Source organism: Paraplanobispora takensis (assembly GCF_016863195.1).
GTDB classification, from domain to species: domain Bacteria; phylum Actinomycetota; class Actinomycetes; order Streptosporangiales; family Streptosporangiaceae; genus Planobispora; species Planobispora takensis.
The window spans coordinates 40196-56259 of record NZ_BOOK01000062.1 but is presented as its reverse complement, the minus strand read 5'-3'; the positions used below and the strand labels follow the sequence as shown (position 1 = coordinate 56259).

14 protein-coding genes are annotated in these 16064 nt (G+C 73.4%); 3 read left to right on the top strand and 11 right to left on the bottom strand.

The window, feature by feature from the left end; all coding sequences use genetic code 11:
• Positions 1 to 131: 131 nt before the first annotated feature.
• The 6 genes from Pta02_RS42095 to pobA all read right to left on the bottom strand — a co-directional run bounded on the left by Pta02_RS42095 (position 132) and on the right by pobA (position 6090).
• Positions 132 to 254: a hypothetical protein gene (locus tag Pta02_RS42095; protein ID WP_275423641.1), complete on the bottom strand. Its 123-nt coding sequence runs from the start codon at positions 252 to 254 to the stop codon at positions 132 to 134.
• Positions 255 to 635: 381 nt separating this feature from the next.
• On the bottom strand, positions 636 to 2057 hold the full coding sequence (locus Pta02_RS35360) for an aldehyde dehydrogenase family protein (RefSeq protein WP_203879370.1): 1422 nt from the start codon (positions 2055 to 2057) through the stop codon (positions 636 to 638).
• Positions 2058 to 2197: 140 nt separating this feature from the next.
• Positions 2198 to 3694: a bifunctional 3-oxoadipate enol-lactonase/4-carboxymuconolactone decarboxylase PcaDC gene (pcaDC, locus tag Pta02_RS35355; protein ID WP_203879369.1), complete on the bottom strand. Its 1497-nt coding sequence runs from the start codon at positions 3692 to 3694 to the stop codon at positions 2198 to 2200.
• Complete coding sequence (gene pcaG, locus Pta02_RS35350; protein WP_203879368.1) at positions 3684 to 4172, bottom strand: protocatechuate 3,4-dioxygenase subunit alpha; 489 nt, start codon at positions 4170 to 4172, stop codon at positions 3684 to 3686. Before pcaG ends, pcaDC begins: the two co-directional genes overlap by 11 nt.
• Complete coding sequence (pcaH, locus tag Pta02_RS35345) at positions 4172 to 4837, bottom strand: protocatechuate 3,4-dioxygenase subunit beta (protein ID WP_239131484.1); 666 nt, start codon at positions 4835 to 4837, stop codon at positions 4172 to 4174. The genes pcaG and pcaH overlap by 1 nt, the downstream gene beginning before the upstream one ends.
• An 83-nt stretch (positions 4838 to 4920) precedes the next feature.
• Entirely contained in the window at positions 4921 to 6090 is a 1170-nt protein-coding gene (pobA, locus tag Pta02_RS35340; RefSeq protein WP_203879367.1) for a 4-hydroxybenzoate 3-monooxygenase, read from the bottom strand.
• Positions 6091 to 6249: 159 nt separating this feature from the next.
• Between pobA and Pta02_RS35335 the strand changes: the two genes are divergently transcribed.
• Complete coding sequence (locus Pta02_RS35335) at positions 6250 to 7011, top strand: IclR family transcriptional regulator (RefSeq protein WP_203879366.1); 762 nt, start codon at positions 6250 to 6252, stop codon at positions 7009 to 7011.
• A gap of 16 nt (positions 7012 to 7027) precedes the next feature.
• On the opposite strand, the gene Pta02_RS35330 is transcribed toward Pta02_RS35335, so the two are convergent.
• Positions 7028 to 7681, bottom strand: a complete 654-nt coding sequence (locus tag Pta02_RS35330; RefSeq protein ID WP_203879365.1) for a TetR/AcrR family transcriptional regulator — start codon at positions 7679 to 7681, stop codon at positions 7028 to 7030.
• A 127-nt stretch (positions 7682 to 7808) separates the two neighbouring features.
• On the opposite strand from Pta02_RS35330, the gene Pta02_RS35325 reads away from it, so the two are divergent.
• Complete coding sequence (locus tag Pta02_RS35325) at positions 7809 to 9155, top strand: cytochrome P450 (protein WP_203879364.1); 1347 nt, start codon at positions 7809 to 7811, stop codon at positions 9153 to 9155.
• Between the two features lie 94 nt (positions 9156 to 9249).
• On the opposite strand, the gene Pta02_RS35320 is transcribed toward Pta02_RS35325, so the two are convergent.
• Positions 9250 to 10695, bottom strand: a complete 1446-nt coding sequence (locus Pta02_RS35320) for an aldehyde dehydrogenase family protein (RefSeq protein ID WP_203879363.1) — start codon at positions 10693 to 10695, stop codon at positions 9250 to 9252.
• A 13-nt stretch (positions 10696 to 10708) separates the two neighbouring features.
• Positions 10709 to 12649, bottom strand: a complete 1941-nt coding sequence (locus tag Pta02_RS35315; RefSeq protein WP_203879362.1) for a GMC family oxidoreductase — start codon at positions 12647 to 12649, stop codon at positions 10709 to 10711.
• Positions 12650 to 12834: 185 nt separating this feature from the next.
• On the opposite strand from Pta02_RS35315, the gene Pta02_RS35310 reads away from it, so the two are divergent.
• Positions 12835 to 14088 carry an alkyl sulfatase dimerization domain-containing protein gene (locus Pta02_RS35310; RefSeq protein WP_203879361.1) on the top strand — a complete coding sequence of 418 codons (1254 nt, stop codon included), beginning with the start codon at positions 12835 to 12837 and terminating at the stop codon, positions 14086 to 14088.
• 114 nt (positions 14089 to 14202) lie between these two features.
• On the opposite strand, the gene Pta02_RS35305 is transcribed toward Pta02_RS35310, so the two are convergent.
• Together Pta02_RS35305 and Pta02_RS35300 are read right to left on the bottom strand one after the other, a co-directional pair.
• Entirely contained in the window at positions 14203 to 14862 is a 660-nt protein-coding gene (locus Pta02_RS35305; protein WP_203879360.1) for a TetR/AcrR family transcriptional regulator, read from the bottom strand.
• Positions 14863 to 14990: 128 nt separating this feature from the next.
• On the bottom strand, positions 14991 to 15968 hold the full coding sequence (locus Pta02_RS35300) for an acetylxylan esterase (protein ID WP_203879359.1): 978 nt from the start codon (positions 15966 to 15968) through the stop codon (positions 14991 to 14993).
• Between the last annotated feature and the right edge of the window lie 96 nt (positions 15969 to 16064).

The following is a 16064-nucleotide window of genomic DNA, read 5'->3' as shown; positions in this document are numbered from 1 at the left end:
CGAGATCGCCGCCAACATCGCGGGCGTGGCCCAATCCACCGCGGTGACCACCGAAGGCGTCGCCCAGTCCTACCAGGCCGCGGCCGAACTGGCCGAGATGAGCCGCTCGCTGCGCGAGCTGGTGGAGCGTTTCAGCGTCTGAGCGGGCGCTGCCCGAGCAGGCGCTTCAGGCGCAGCCCGTAGCCGGCCTGCCGCCCGTCGGCCTGCTCGGTTTCTTCGTCGAAGTCGATGAGCCGGCCGCGAACGTCGTGCACGCGGTCCGGTACTTTCCCGATGCGTCGCGCTTGCGGGAGTGCACGCCCCCGACTACCCGGTTCCGCAACGACGAGCTGACCGCCTTTCCCGCCTGCGCGTTGCGCGTGCGGGCGACGGTGAGTCTGCCGCAACGGCTGCTGTGGGACCTGGGTGATCTCGGTGAGCGGCTGCGGAGGCTGCCCCGTCCCGCGCCTCCCGGCCTCGAGGGCCGAAGCCGCATCGGCGGCCATCCTCAAGACGGCACCGGCCGGGACGCCTGTCGGCGGTGTCCCGTGGGCCGGTCGCCTCACTCACGGTCACCCCGTCATCGAGAGTGGGCCGGAGCCCGGATATCTCACCATCCGGCCGGTCCGGTCTCGGTTCTCCTCCGGTCTCGGGGCTCAACCGGTCTCGGGGGTGGCGATGTGCACGACCTTGGTGTGGGTCATCTCGTCGAGCAGCTCCGGGCCGTAGCCGAAGCCCTGGCCGCTGGCGCCCAGGGGCTGGGCCGCGCCGCCGGGTGCTCCGCCGAACACGGCGTTGATCTTCACCGTGCCGGCCCGCAGTTCGCGCCAGGCCCGCTGCATGTGCGCGAGTGAGGGCGTGAGCACGGTCGCGGCCAGGCCGTACTCCCCGCCGTTGGCCAGCGCGAGCGCCTCGTCGAAGCTGTCGACCACGCGGACCGCCGCCACCGGCCCGAACGTCTCCTCCCGCATCACGGGCATGTCGTCGGAGCAGCCGGCCAGCACGGTCGCCGGGTAGAAGGTGCCGGGCCCGTCGGGGACCTCGCCGCCGGTCAGCAGCTTCGCGCCCGCGGCCACCGCCGAGCGGACGTGCTCGTCGACGAGATCGCGCTGGCGGCCGTCGACCAGGGGGCCGAGAGCGGTCGACTCGTCGAGCCCCGAGCCCATGCTCAGCCCCTCGGCCTCGGCGACGAGCGCGGCGGTGAACGACTCGGCCACCGCCCGGTGCACGTAGATCCGCTCGATGGCGACGCAGATCTGCCCGGCGTTGGCGAAGCAGCCGAGTGCGGCCTGCCCGGCCGCCCACTTCGGGTCGACGCCCTCGTCCACGATGAGCGGGTCCTTGCCGCCGTTCTCGCGGAGTACCCGTCCGCGGGCGACGGCGGCGATCTGGCGGCCCGCCTCGCTGGAGCCCACGTGGGCCACCAGGTCGACGTCCGGGTGGGCGGCCAGCGGCCAGCCGGCGCTCTGGTCTCCGGCGACCATGGTGAGGGTCCCCGGGGGCAGGTCGGCGGCGAGCAGCTCGACCAGGCGGGCCCCGGTGTGCGGGGTGCGCTCGGACGGCTTGTGCACCACCGTGTTCCCCGTCACCAGCGCGGCGCCGATCAGGCCGCACGCGATCGCCACCGGGTCGTTCCACGGGGTGATGACGGCGACCACGCCCAGCGGCTCGCGGACCATCAGGTCGGTCGCGCCCCAGCCGCCCTGCAGGGTCCGGCCGCCGTGCAGGGGGCCCAGCTCGGCGTACTGTTCCAGGGTCCCGGCCCCGGCCTCGACGCCGCCGCGCGCGTCGGCCAGCGGCTTGCCCATCTCCCGGGTCACCAGCCGGGCCAGCTCGTCGGCGTGCTCCCTGACCCGGGCGGCGGCGCGGCGCAGGATCGCCCCCCGCTCGGCGGGGGCGACGCGCGCCCAGCCGGGGGCCGCCCCGCGCGCCGACCGTACGGCGGCCCGGACGTCCTCCTCGCACCCGCGCGGGCATTCGCCCACCCGCTCGCCGGTGGCCGGATCGTCCACGGCGATCACGTCGTCGCCCGCGCTCTCGCGCCATTCGCCGTCGGTGAAAAGCCAGAGCGTTCTCATCGGGGGTTCACGCCTCCACTCCTGCGGACCGGGTCGCGGGACACCGGTGGGCGATGAGGCAGTGCCCGTGAACGGGCTTGCGGAAACGCGCCGCCCGGGTCCCGGCCGGATTCAGGCCGGGACCCGGGCGGGGACGCGGTTCAGGCGCCGCTCTCCGCCAGGGTGCGCTGGGCGACCGCGAAGGCGGCGTTGGCGGCGGGGACCCCGCAGTAGATCGCCGTCTGCAGGAGCACCTCCTTGATCTCGTCCGGCGTCAGGCCGTTCCGCAGGGCCGCGCGGACGTGCATGGCCAGTTCCTCGAGGTGCCCGCCCGCCACGAGCGCGGTCAGCGTGACGCAGCTGCGGGTGCGCCGGTCCAGGCCGGGGCGGTTCCAGATCTCGTCCCAGGCGTAGCGGGTGATGAGGTCCTGGAAGTCCTCGGTGAAGGCGGTGGTGCGGGCGATCGCCCGCTCGACGTGCTCGTCTCCGAGCACCTCGCGACGGGTCCGCATCCCGGCGGCCCGGCGGTCGTCGTCGTCCCGCGTCCCCGCGATCGGCCGCTCGTCCCTCCGCGGGGAGGACCCGCCCGCGGCGGACGCCCCGCTCCGGCCGTCCCCCGCGGACGGCCCATTCCCGACAGATGATCCGGTTCCGGCGGGGGAGCCGGTCCCGCTATCCGTGGGCACTCCGGTCTCGTGCAGGTGGCGGGTCACCGCGGAGGTGACCGCCGCCGCCCGTTCCACGCTCGCCAGGTGGGCGCCGGGCACCACGGTCAGCAGGGCGCCGTCGATGCCCCGGACCAGGGTGAGGGCGTGCTCGACCGGGGTGGCCGGGTCGCCGGCTCCCGCCACGACCAGGGTGGGCGCCGTGATCGCGCTCAGCCCGCCGGTGAGGTCGTAGCCTGCGATGGCCTCGCAGCAGGCCGCGTAGGAGCCGGGGTCCACGGCGTGCAGCATCTCCAGGACCCAGGAGATCCGGCCGGGGTCGCCCTCGGCGAAGCGGGGGGTGAACCACCGGCCGACCAGGGTCGGCGCGAGCTGCCGCATGCCCTCGCGCCGTACGGCCGCCGCCCGCTCCCGCCACGGCCCGGGCTCGCCGAACCGCGCGGAGGTGCAGCACAGCACCAGGCCGGTCACCCTGCCGGGGACCCGCGCGGCGACGGTGGCCGCGATCGCCCCGCCCAAGGAGATGCCGCCGATCGCGAACCGCTCCTCGCCGACCAGCTCCAGTACGGCCTGCGCCAGTGCGTCGACGGTCAACCCGGCGGCGGGAGCGGCGGCGATCGATCCCGCGACGGGTTCGACAGCCTCCGGTTCCACACCGGACACGCCGGCAGACGGTTCCGCAGCAGACTCGTCAGCGGACGATCCCCCGGCGGGAGCGCTGCCGCCGTGGCCGGGCAGGTCGTAGCGCAGCACCCGCCAGGAGGCGGTCAGCGCCTCCATCTGCGGTTCCCAGATCTCCAGCGTGGTGCCCAGCGAGGGTCCCAGCACCAGCAGCGGCGCGCCGGCTGGGCCGTCGAGGCGGTGATGGAGCCGCACCGCCGTACTCCCCGCCCCCGCCCCCGCCCCCGACCCCGACTCCGTACCCGTCTCCGCCTCCGCGCCGTGCCGTACGGCCGCCGCCCGCTCCGCCCCCGGCGCGTGGTCAGAACTCAAGGAAGACCGTCTCCCCCTCGCCCTGGAGGCGGACGTCGAAGCGGTAGACCTCCCCGTCGCGCTGCGCGATCAGCGTCGCCCGGCGCCCGGGCTCCAGGCTGTCGAGCAGCGGGTCGGGGCCGTCCTGGAGGTAGACACGGGTCGAGACCGCGCACAGCAGGCCCCGCGCGAAGACCAGCAGCGCGAGGTACGGTCCGGCGGGGGGCGCGGTGCGGAACCGGTAGGTGCCGTCGGGGGCGGTGGCGCAGCGCCCGAAACCGCAGGCGCCCTCTCCCTCGCGCCGCAGCACGCCGCGGGTGCCGGTCTCCCCCGTCCACAGCTCCAGCATCGCGTCCGGCACGGGCTCGCCCGCCCCGTCGAGCACCCGGCCGGTGACGGTGATCGCCCCCGGGTGCCCCTCGGGCACCAGGTCGGGGCCGCCCTCGTAGGGCAGGGCGTGGCCGAAGAACGGCCCCACGGTCTGCGAAGGTGTGAGCATCAGTCCTCCATCGGGGTACGGCCGAGCACGACGTCGAAGCGGTAGCCCAGCGCCCACTCCGGCTCGGTGACGTCCAGGTCGAAGGCGGCCACGAGCCGCTCGCGGACCACCGGGTCCGGGACGGACTGCATGATCGGGTCGAAGGGGAAGAGCGGATCGCCCGGGAAGTACATCTGGGTGACCAGGCGCTGGGTGAAGGCGGTGCCGAACACCGAGAAGTGGATGTGCGCCGGCCGCCAGGCGTTGGGGTGGTTGCGCCACGGATAGGCGCCCGGCTTGATCGTGACGAACCCGTAGCGGCCCTCGTCGTCGGTCAGGCACCGCCCCGCCCCGGTGAAGTCGGGGTCCAGCGGCGCCGGGTGCCGGTCGAGCTCGTGGGCGTAGCGACCGGCCGCGTTGGCCTGCCAGACCTCCACCAGCGTGTTCCTGATCGGGCGCCCGGAGGCGTCGAGGATCCGCCCGGTGACGATGATGCGCTCGCCGATCGGCTCGCCCTCGTGCTGGCGGGTCAGGTCGGCGTCGAGCGGGCCGACCTCCCCGTGGCCGAAGACCGGGCTGGTCAGTTCGATCGCGTCCGGGTCGGCCTTGAAGGCGACGGCCGGCTTGGACGGCGCCCGCAGGAGCGTGCTGCGGTAGCCGGGGCTCAGGTTGGGGGGGTGGATCATCAGCTTCCTTCGGGGACGGGAGGCGGGGTCCGTCATCTCAGTGGCCGCCGTCTCGGGGGGCGCGCCGGCTCCGGTGGTCTCGCTCACCGGGCCGCCTCGTACGGCAGGCCCACGTAGTTCTCCGCCAGCGTCGTCGCGGCCGCCTCCGAGGAGGTCACGTAGTCCAGGTACGACAGCTGCAACCGGCGCGCGTAGGCGTCGTCGGAGTCGAAGGTGTGCAGCAGCGTCGTCATCCACCAGGAGAAGTGCTGGGCCCGCCAGACCCGCTTGAGGCAGATCTGCGAGTAGCGGTCGAGCAGTTCGGTGGAGCCGTCGGCGTAGAAGCGGGTCAGCGCCTCGGTCAGCACGCGCACGTCCGCGACCGCCAGGTTGAGCCCCTTGGCCCCGGTCGGCGGCACGATGTGCGAGGCGTCCCCGGCCAGGAAGAGCCGGCCGTACTGCATGGGCTCGGTGACGAAGCTGCGCAGCGGGGTGACGCCCTTCTCGATGATCTCCCCGGTGGCGAGGGTGAAGCCGGGCACCGTCTCCAGGCGGGCCTTCAGCTCGGTCCAGATCCGCTCGTCCGGCCAGGCGTCCGGGTCCTCGTCGGCGGGCACCTGCAGATAGAAGCGGCTGACCTCCGGCGAGCGCATGCTGTGCAGGGCGAAGCCGCGGTCGGTGCAGGCGTAGATCAGTTCCTCGGCCGAGGGCTTGACCCGGGCCAGGATGCCCAGCCACGCGAAGGGGTACTCCCGCTCGTAGGCGGTGAGCACGCCCTCGGGGATCGACGGCCGGGACACCCCGTGGAAGCCGTCGCACCCGGCGATGACGTCGCAGTCGAGGCGCTCGCCGCCGAAGGTGATGTACGGCGCGTCCTCCAGCGAGTGCACGGCCACGTCGTCGGCCTCGAAGCGGATGTCGCCTCCGGCGGCCAGGCGCGCGGCGATGAGGTCCTTGACGACCTCCTGCTGGCCGTACACCGTGATGGTCCGCCCGGGGACCAGCTTCTCGAAGGCGATCCGGTGACCCGCGCCGCCGTAGCGCAGCTCGATCCCGGAGTGCGGCAGCCCCTCTCCGAGCATCCGCTCCCCCACCCCCGCCTCGATGAGGGTGTTCACCGTCCCCTGTTCCAGCACGCCCGCGCGCACCCGCCGCTCCACGTAGTCGCGGCTGCGGCGTTCCAGGACCACCGAGTCGATGCCGTTGAGGTGGAGCAGGTGGGAGAGCAGGAGCCCGGCGGGGCCCGCCCCGACGATTCCGACCTGAGTTCGCATGGAGGAGAGCATTCAGCTCCGGGCCGGGAAAACCGAGCCCGGTCTTCCGCTCAGTGGAATACCGGGGCAGGATTCTCACCGGGACCGCAGGTGCGGCCCGGGCGCGGAGGCCCGTACGGATCTCCGTGCCCGCCGCACGCCGGACACGGGGAGACGATCATGGCGGGTGGGGCGCGCGAGCCGGGGCGCTCGGTCACGTCCAAGGTGCTGGCGGTCCTGGGCGCGTTCGATAGCGCCCATCCGCAGCTCAGCCTCTCCGACATCGCCCGCAGGAGCGGGCTCCCGCTGACCACCGTGCACCGGCTGGTCGGCGAGCTGGAGGCGTGGCAGGCGCTGAGCCGCACCTCCGACGGCCGCCTGCGCGTCGGCATGCGGCTGTGGGAGCTCGGCCAGCTCGCCCCCGCCCGGCTGCAGGACCTCGCCCACCCCTGGCTGCAGGAACTGTTCGTCACCACCGGGGAGAACGTGCACCTCGCCGTCCGCGACGGCATGGAGGTGCTGTACGTGGACAAGGTGCACGGCCGGCGGGCCGTGCCCATCGTCTCCCGGACCGGCGCGCGCCTGCCCATGCATCCCACCGGCGTCGGCAAGGCGCTGCTGGCGCACGAGCCGGAGTGGTTCGTCAGCTCCTACCTGGCGCGGCGGCTGGAGCGGCCGACCCCGCACACCGTCACCGAGCCCGGCAGGCTCGCCCGCGAGCTGGCCGCCGTGCGCGCCCAGGGGTACGCCCTCACTTTCGAGGAGATGACCCTGGGCTCGTGCTCGGCGGCTGCCCCGATCCTCGTCGGGGGCCGGGCCGTGGCCGCCATCGGTCTCGTGCTGTCCTCCCGGCGGGCGCGCGAGCTCAAACGCCTGGTGGAGCCGTTGCTGGCCGCGGCGGACCGGATCGCGCACGACTACGCCCGGGCGCACGCGGCCTGAGCCGCCCGCCGGAGGGTCATTGCAGCCGGTGCTGCAGGGCCGGGGCCAGCTCGGTGGTGGTCAGCAGGAAGGCCACGACGTAGTCGACGAGGTGGTCGCGACCGGTGTCCAGGTCGCCGCGGAACCAGGTGGTCAGCAGGTCCCACAGGCCGGCGGTGACGGTCAGGGCGGTCAGGTGGAGGTCGGCGGCGGACAGGGGGACCTCCTCCAGCAGTTCGTGGACCTGGGCGGTGAAGATGGCCGCCAGGGTCTGGATGATGTGGCGGCGGCGCTGTTGCAGCAGCGGATGGGCCGAGAACTCGTGGGCCAGGATGCGGCCCCGGCGCGGGTCGGCGGACAGGAAGTCCACGATGGCCTCCACCACCGCGTGGGCGCGGGCGCGCAGGCGGGGGGGCGCGGACCCGGCCGCGGCCAGGATCACGGCGGTCCCCCGGGCGGCCTGGTCGTCGACGACGGCCAGCAGCAGGGCGTCCAGGTCGGTGAAGCTCTCGTAGAAGTAGCGGTCGTTCAGACCGGCCTGCCTGCACACGCCCCGCACGGTCGCGGCCGCCCAGCCGTGGCGGCCCAGCACCTCCAGGCCGGTCTCCAGCAGTGCGGCGCGGCGCTGCGCCCGCCGTTCTTCGGCCGGCATCCCGCGGTAGGGACGCGCGGAGGAGGTTGAGGAGGTCACGGCATCCGATTGTGCCTCAGCCCTTGACACCTTGGCTAAATCTGGTGATGGTTGACACCAGAATTTCTGGTGTTGGTAAGCACCAGAAAATGCGTCCCTCGACCCGAGCAGGGAAAGGCGGTCGCCTGTGACCACGCAAGAGTCGACATCCCCTCCTCCCCTCACGCCGGCCTCCATCGACCTGAGCGACCTGAGGTTCTGGGCCCGGTCACCGGCCGAGCGCTCCCGGGCCTTCGCGTTGTTGCGCGCCCAGCCGCACCCGTTGTGCTTCCGGTTGCCGAAGGTCCCCTTCCTTCGGCGCGACCCCGGCTCCTGGGCACTGGTCAGGCACGCCGACGTGGTGGAGGCCGGCCGCCGTCCCGACGTCTTCAGCAGCGAGCCCAGCGCCACCAGCCCCACCGACATGCCGGGCTGGATGAGCGGATACTTCACCTCGATGATCGACATGGACGATCCGCGGCACGCCGAGATCCGCCGGATCGTCTCCCGGGCGTTCACCCCCAGGATGCTGGCCGAAGCGGAGGACGACATCGCGCGGCGGGCCGCGCGGATCGTCGACGAGCTGATCGCGGCGGGGCCGGGCGACTTCGTGGCCCGGGCGGCGACGCGGCTGCCGGTCGAGGTGATCTGCGACATGCTCGGCATCCCGCCCCGCCACCACGCGCGGGTGGTGAAGCTGACCAACGTCGTGGTCGGCTACACCGATCCCGAGTACGTCGGCGCGACGGCGGACTACTCCGGCGCCGAGGCGAAGGTCTCACCGCTGCGGGTGATCCGCGTGCTGAGCACGGTGGCGCTGGCCGGATGGCGGCTGCACCGGCTGGCCGCCCGGCTGGGCCGCCGCCGCCGGCGCACGCCGACCGGCGACCTGACCTCCGCGCTGGTCAACGCCAACATCGACGGAGAACGGCTGAGCCCGCGCGAGTTCGCCGCGTTCTTCCTGCTGCTGGTGGTGGCCGGCAACGAGACCACGCGCACCGCGATCGCCCACGGCCTGAAGCTGTTCACCGACCATCCCGAGCAGCGGAGCCTGCTGCTGGCCGACTTCGAGGGCCGCATCGCCGGCGCCGTGGAGGAGATCGTGCGCCACAGCAGCCCCGTCATCTTCATGCGCCGCAACGTCACCCGCGACATCGAGATCAACGGTCACCACTACCGGGCCGGGCAGAAGGTGATGCTGTTCTACGCCTCCGCCAACCGCGACGAGACCGTCTTCACCGATCCCGACTCCTTCGACATCACCCGCTCCCCCAACCCGCACGTCGGTTTCGGCGGACCGGGACCGCACTTCTGCCTGGGAGCGCACCTGGCCCGCCGGGAGATCACCGTGATGTTCCGCGAGTTGTTCACCCGCCTGCCCGACATCACCGCCGGCGAGCCCGACCGGCTGCTGTCCAGCTTCGTCAACGGCTACAAACGCCTGCCGTGCACCTTCACCCGTCCGGCGGCCGGAACCGGCGACCGGCAGGCCTGAAACGGCATCCGGCCGGCGGAGGCCGGTGCCGGGACACGGCCCGGACGCCGGGACACAAGCCGGTGCCGGGGCGGCCGCCCCGGCACCGGCACGGTCAGTACTGCAGCGAGGTCATGTTCGTGAACTCCTCGATGCCCATCGCGCCGAGCTCGCGGCCGTAGCCGCTCTGCCCGAAGCCGCCGAACGGCGCGGTCGGGTTGAACACCCCGCCGTTGACCGCGACCTGACCGGTGCGCATCCGCCGGGCGAAGGCGGTCGCGCGGTCGGCGTCGCCCGCCCACACCGCGCCGGACAGGCCGTACGGCGTGCCGTTGGCCACCTCCAGCGCCTCCTCGTCGCCGCCGTCGTAGGGCACGACGGTCAGCACGGGCCCGAAGACCTCCTCCTGCTCGATGCGCGCGCCTGCCTCGGCCACCAGGACGGTGGGCCTGATGAAGAACCCGGACGGGGTGGTCTCGGGCTGCTCGGGCCCGCCCGCCACCAGCCGCGCCCCGTCCTCGATCGCCTCGCGGATGTAGGTGCGCACGCGTTCCTGCTGGACCTTGCTGACCAGCGGGCCCTGCTGGGTGCCCGGGTCCATCGGGTCGCCGACCGTCGCGAACTGCGTGAACAGCTGCAGCAGCTCCTCGGCCTCGGCCAGGCGGGCGCGGGGCACCAGCAGCCGGGTGGTGGCGCTGCACGTCTGCCCGCTGTTGATCAGGCATCCGGTCAGCGAGCCGGCCACCGCGTTGCCGAACTCCTCGGCCGACAGGTCGTCCAGCAGCACACTGGCCGACTTGCCGCCGAGCTCCAGCGAGGTGCGCTTGGGCGCCGCGGCGGCCAGCTCGGCGACCCGGCGCCCGGCGCGGGTGGAGCCGGTGAAGGAGACCATGTCCACGGCCGGGTGGGAGACGATCGCCTCGCCGACCACCGGGCCGGTCCCGGTGACGAGGTTGAACACGCCGGGCGGCAGGCCCGCCGCGTCGACGATCTCGGCGAGCAGGTAGGCCACGCCGGGCACCAGCTCCGACGGCTTGAGCACGACCGTGCACCCGGCGACCAGGGCCGGGGCGACCTTGGCCGCGATCTGGTGCAGCGGGTAGTTCCACGGAGTGATGGCGCCCACGACGCCGACCGGCCTGCGTACCAGCACCGAGTTGCCCGAGCGCCGCTCCCACTCGACCTGGCCGGCGACGTCCTCCATGGAGGCGAAGTCGATCACGGGCAGGCCGGCCTGCACCATGACGGCCAGCTGCCAGGGCGCGCCCATCTCGCGCGAGGCCGTCAGGGCGATCTCCTGCGCGCGGGCCTTGAGTCCCTCGGCCACGGCCGCGCACATCTTGAGCCGGTCGGCCAGGGGCGTCTGCGACCAGCCGGGCAGCGCCCGGGCGGCGGCGCGGGCGGCCTTGTCGACGTCCTCGGGAGTGCCCTCGGGCACGGTGCCGATGACCTGCTCGGTGAAGGGGTTGACGACCGGCAGCGTGCCGGTGCCGGTCGAGGGGATCCAGGCGCCGTCGACGTAGATGTGCTCGCGGGTGTGCTCGATCTCCGGAGTGGTCATCTCTCGCTCGCTTTCAGGCCGCGGTGATGTGCTCGGCGGTGCGGTGGGCCAGGGCCATGCACGTGAGCATCGGGTTGGCGCCGGAGGGCGTGGGGAAGGCACTCGTGTCGCCGATCCAGACTCCGGCGACGTCGTGCAGCTCGCCGGTCGGCTTGGCCACGGAGGTCTGCGGGTCGGTGCCCATGCGGGCGGTGCCCATCTGGTGGGCGCTGCCCATGAACAGCCCGCCCGCCCCGATGTGGATCGAGTCCAGGCAGGCCATCCAGGCCTCGAAGTCGTCGCCGCGCCGGAAGACCGGCGGGGTGGCGCCGAACCACAGCTCCTCGGCCCCGGCGGCCAGGTGCAGCTCGGCCAGGGCGCGCAGGCCCCTGCGGTAGGCGGCCACGTCGCGCTCGTCGGTGAGGGCGTAGGTGTGCACGGCCTCGCCGTCGGCGTCGATCGTCACCTGTCCCCCGGCGTGCTCGCGCAGGACGAACAGGAAGTCGGCCATGCGGCCGAGCTTGCTCATCGCCTCCTTGGCCTCGCGGCCGTCGCGCCGCGCCAGCTGGAAGGCGAAGACGCCGGTGTAGTACTGCGAGCCCTCGATCAGCAGGCCGTACCCGTCGCCCAGGTCGCGGTACTCGTCCACGATCCCGGCCTGCGGCGGCCCCCACCACGCCTGCTGGTCCTCGGGGTAGACGCCGAAGATGCCCGCGCTGGGGTGGAGGTAGAGGTTGTGGCCGACGGCGGGCCCGCCGATGCCGGAGCGCAGCAGCAGCGCCGGGGTCTCCAGCGCGCCGCAGGCCACCACGACGTCGGCCGCGCGCACCGTCACCCGGCGGGTCTCGCCGCTGCCGGGGTCGGTGTGGACGGCCTCGACCCCGACGGCCCGGCCGCCCTCGGTGAGGACCCGGTCCGCGCGGGTGTGGACGAGTATCTTCGCGCCGTGGTCGAAGGCGTCGCGCAGGTAGGTGTTCAGCGTGCCGCGCTTGCTGCCGCTCGGGTCGCCGAACTGGGTGTAGCCGGCGGCGACCGGGTCGTAGGCGGCCTCGTCGACGTTGCGCACCGCGGTGTGCATCGACCAGCCCAGGGCCTTGGCGCCCTCGGCCATGCGCTGGTGCGGGCCGTTGAAGTCGCTGCACCGGTCGTTGGCGCCCATGCGGGTCAGCACCGCCTCCAGGTGGCGGTCGAACTCCTCGGTGTCGAGGCCCTCCAACCCGTGCTCGCGCGCCCACTCGCGGCGCACCGCGTCGCTGGGCCGTACGCAGTTGTGCCAGTTGACGGTGGTGCCGCCGCCCAGGGTGTGCCCGGCGAGCAGGCCGATGTTGCCGTCGGCGGAGACCGACAGGCCGCCCCGGTACATCATCTGCCTGCCCTCGATCTCCAGCTGGCGGTAGTCCCGCTCGCTGGTGGCCCCGCCCGCCTCCAGCACGACGACGCGCCGGCCGCGGGTGGCCAGCACGCCGGCGATCGTGCCGCCGCCCGCCCCGGAGCCGACGACCACCACGTCGGCCTCCAGCACCTCGCCGTCGGCCGGGACGTGCGGGGTGATGTACGGCTCCGCCTGCGGCGGTGTGATCTGCGGGCCGGGATAGCCGTACTGCGCCCAGAAGGGGTTGCGCCCGCTCTCGTCGGTGACGGAGTGGGCCAGCATGCACGCTCCCGCGCGCAGGGTGGAGATCGCGACGAGCGCCTCGGGCGCCAGCGCCATGGCCGTGGCGAGCATGCCCTCGCGGGTCGCCCGCCCCTGGTGCTGGAAGCCGAGCATCGCCAGGCCGTCGAGCAGCTGCGCGACGCCCGTCTGGTCCGCCTCCGGCAGGGTGTCCAGGTACTGGGCCAGCGCCTCGTCGGCGCCGACCGCCGAGCCGGGGGTCGCCCAGAACCCGTGGGGATCGTCCTCGGCTTCCAGCGCCGGGACGGCGGTGTCCACCAGCGCGCGCAGCACCTGGCGCTGGACGGGGGTGAGAGCAGGCACAGGTCCTCCATCGGAAATGGGCGGACGCTCGCCCGCCCGGCGCATGTGACCACCGGTCACATTAGAACTTGATTCTGTGACGTGCAACACTCCGGGCAAATGGAGTGACCTGGGCGGTTGTGCGCATTCCACTCACCCAGCACAGTGAGCACATCCTCACCTCCGGCTCACCTCGGGAGCGATCGATGGACATCGTGGAGTACGCGGACCTGGTCTGGAGCGGAAAGGCCGACGACAGCATCGTGCAGGGCGGCCTGGCCGGGCACGGCGTCGTCGACGTCGTGGACGGCGTGGGCTTCCGCAGCGGCTTCGGCAACACGGTCGTCGTCCGGGACGCCGGCCGGGCCGCGCTGTTCGACACCGGCAACCCCTTCGACGCCGCGCGGCTGCACCGGGAGGTGCGGGAGTGGACGGCCGACCCGGTGACGGAGGTGGTCTACTCCCACGGGCACATCGACCACGTCTCGGGGGTGGGCCCGTTCGACGCCGAGGCCGAGGCGGCCGGGCGCCCACGCCCCGTGGTGAGCGCCCACGAGGCGGTGGCCGCGCGCTTCGACCGCTATCTCATGACCCTCGGCTACAACTCGGTGATCAACCGCAGGCAGTTCCAGATCGACGACCTGAGCTGGCCGTCGGAGTACCGCTATCCGGACGTCGTCTACCGCGACACCCTGACCGCCGGCCCGTTCGAGCTCTTCCACGGCAAGGGCGAGACCGACGACGCCAGCGTCGGGTTCCTGCCCGGGCAGCGGGTGCTGCTCCCCGGCGACCTGTTCATCTGGGTCAGCCCCAACTGCGGCAACCCGCAGAAGGTCCAGCGCTACCCGCGCGAGTGGGCGATCGCGCTGCGCCGGATGGCCACGCTGAACGCCGAGATCATGCTGCCCAGCCACGGCGCGCCCGTCTTCGGCGCCGACCGGGTCGAGCAGGCGCTGATCGAGACCGCCGAGTGGCTGGAGAGCCTGGTGGAGCAGACCCTCGCCATGCTCAACGACGGGGCCAGGCTCGACGCGATCGTGCGGGAGGTCCGCCCGCCCGCGCGGCTGGCCGACCGGCCGTATCTGCGGCCGCACTACGACGAGCCCGAGTTCATCGTGCGCAACATCTGGCGGCTGTACGCGGGGTGGTACGACGGCAACCCGGCCAACCTCAAGCCCGCGCCCGACGCCGTGCTGGCCGCGGCGGTGGCCGGGCTCGCGGGCGGTGCGGCCAGGCTCGGCGAGGCGGCGCAGCGGGCGCTGGAGGCGGGCGACCTGCGGCTGGCCGGGCACCTGGCCGAGATGGCCGTGCAGGCGGCCCCCGAGGACGCGGACCTCCACCGGATCAGAGCCGAGGTGTTCGCGGCCAGGGCGGCGGCCGAGGCCTCCCTGATGGCCCGGGGGGTGTTCTCCTGGGCCGCCGCCGAGTCCCGCCGGGCGGCCGGACCGCAGGGCGGGTGACCCGGTTCCCGGGATCAAGGCTCGGTACGGTGCCCGGGATCAAGGCTCGGTACGGTGCCCGGGATCAAGGCTCGGTACGGTGCCCGGGATCAAGGCTCGGTACGGTGCCCGGGGTCAGGGCTCGGCGGTGACGCGGGTGCCGAAGGCGGCCTCGAACACGTCCAGCAGCCGCATGGCCGCCGCCTCCACCTGGGCGGGGTCGCCGCTGCTCAGGCCCAGGACCGGGTCGAGCCCCGGATAGGACGGCGCCAGCGCCAGGTGCGGCAGGACCATCAGCAGCAGCGCGAGGCAGGCGTCCAGGTCGGCGTCCGGGCGCAGGTCGCCGGCCTCGCGCGCCCGCTCCAGCAGGGGCCGCAGGTCCCGCAGGTAGAAGCGGTTGACCACCTCGCGCACGGCCAGGCGCGCCGAGGGCTCCGGTTCGAGGTTCACCGCCGCCGTCAGCGCCAGCTCCACCGGATGGGTGCGGAAGTACTCCATCCACACCAGCACCAGCTGCCGGTAGGCGGCGAAGAACCCCCGCTCCCACGGCATCCGGGCGATGTGCCGGCCCATGTGCGCCGAGATGCGCGCGCAGGCCAGCTCCGACAGGTGGGTGTACAGGTCGATCTTGTCGGTGAAGTACTGGAACAGGCTGCCCTTGGCCACCCCGGCGTTGCGGGCGATGACGTTGAGGCTCCCGCCGGAGAACCCGTGCGCCGCGAACTCCTCCTCCGCCGCCCGCAGCACCGCCGCGCGCCGCGCTTCGGGAAGCCGTTCCCACGTGGCCGTCGGCACGGCCCACCTCCTCGGGTCCCGGATGACCGCCGATCATCATCATGACCCATGCGCGGCGCGGCCACCCGCCGGTCCGGTGACCGGCGGGCGGCCGGTGCGGGGGCCTCCGCGCCGATTCCCCCGCGGTCTCAGCGGCCGTCGGCCAGCTTGCGCAGATAGCGCAGTTCCTCCTCGCGCTGGAAGCCGCCCCCGCCCTCGTGGCCGTTCCACGGCCACACGGTGATCTCCTTGGGCCCCTTCCAGTGGTTGTGGGCGGCGAAGACCGTGGAGGGCGGGCAGACCTCGTCCATCAGCGCCGCCGAGTAGAGCGCGGGGACCTGCCCGCGGGCGGCGAAGTTGAGCCCGTCGAAGTAGGACAGCGTGCGGAAGACCCGCTCGGCGCCGTCGCGGTGGGTGGCCAGGAAGCGCACGATCTCCTGGTACGGGTCCCTGCCGGTGATCTCCACGGCCCGGCGGAAGTGGGTCAGGAACGGCACGTCGATCAGCGCCGCCCGCACGTCGGGCCGGAGCGCGGCGACCGCCTGGGCGATGCCCCCGCCCTGGCTCCCTCCCCCGACCGCGATCCAGCCGGCGTCCACCGCCGGATGCGCCGCCGCGACGTCCACCCCGCGTACCGCGTCGGTGAACACGCGCCGGTAGTAGTACTCCTCGGGATCGAGGATGCCGCGGGTCATCATGCCCTGCGCCTCGGCGAAGCTCCCGCCGTGCGGGTCCCCCGTGACACCCGGCCGCTGGTTGTTCTGACCGCCCTGCCCGCGGGTCTCCACCACGAGCACGGCGAAGCCCGCCGCGGGCCACATGAGGTGGTCGTGCGGGAACCCCCGGCCGCCGCTGTAGCCGATGTAGTGCACCAGGCACGGTACGGGACCCTCCGCCTTCGGCGTCACCAGCCAGCCGCCGATCCGGTGACCGCCCCATCCCGCGAAGGAGACGTCGTAGACGTCGACGGCCCTCAGAGCCGTGTCGTACGGCGTGAACACGGGGTCGAGGTCGAACGCGCCCGCCTCGGCGAGGGTCCGGGCCCAGAAGCCGTCGAAGTCGGCGGGCTCGTCACGCTGCGGGAGGTAGTCGCGGAGGCTCTCCGGGGGCAGGTCGAACAGGGGCACGGGGTCTCCTCATGGGTGGGGGCCACTCGCCGCGATGGGCTGCGATCAGGTTCGATACCTTACTTCCGTGATCCCCAGTGATCACTTCCCGCTCCC

Excerpts from the sequence above, each read along its gene's own strand:
- Pta02_RS35360 (WP_203879370.1), bottom strand. The coding sequence starts at position 2,057 with ATGAGAACGCTCTGGCTTTTCACCGACGGCGAATGGCGCGAGAGCGCG.
- pcaG (WP_203879368.1), bottom strand. The coding sequence starts at position 4,172 with ATGCTCACACCTTCGCAGACCGTGGGGCCGTTCTTCGGCCACGCCCTG.
- pcaH (WP_239131484.1), bottom strand. The coding sequence starts at position 4,837 with ATGATCCACCCCCCCAACCTGAGCCCCGGCTACCGCAGCACGCTCCTG.
- pobA (WP_203879367.1), bottom strand. The coding sequence starts at position 6,090 with ATGCGAACTCAGGTCGGAATCGTCGGGGCGGGCCCCGCCGGGCTCCTG.
- Pta02_RS35335 (WP_203879366.1), top strand. The coding sequence starts at position 6,250 with ATGGCGGGTGGGGCGCGCGAGCCGGGGCGCTCGGTCACGTCCAAGGTG.
- Pta02_RS35320 (WP_203879363.1), bottom strand. The coding sequence starts at position 10,695 with ATGACCACTCCGGAGATCGAGCACACCCGCGAGCACATCTACGTCGAC.
- Pta02_RS35310 (WP_203879361.1), top strand. The coding sequence starts at position 12,835 with ATGGACATCGTGGAGTACGCGGACCTGGTCTGGAGCGGAAAGGCCGAC.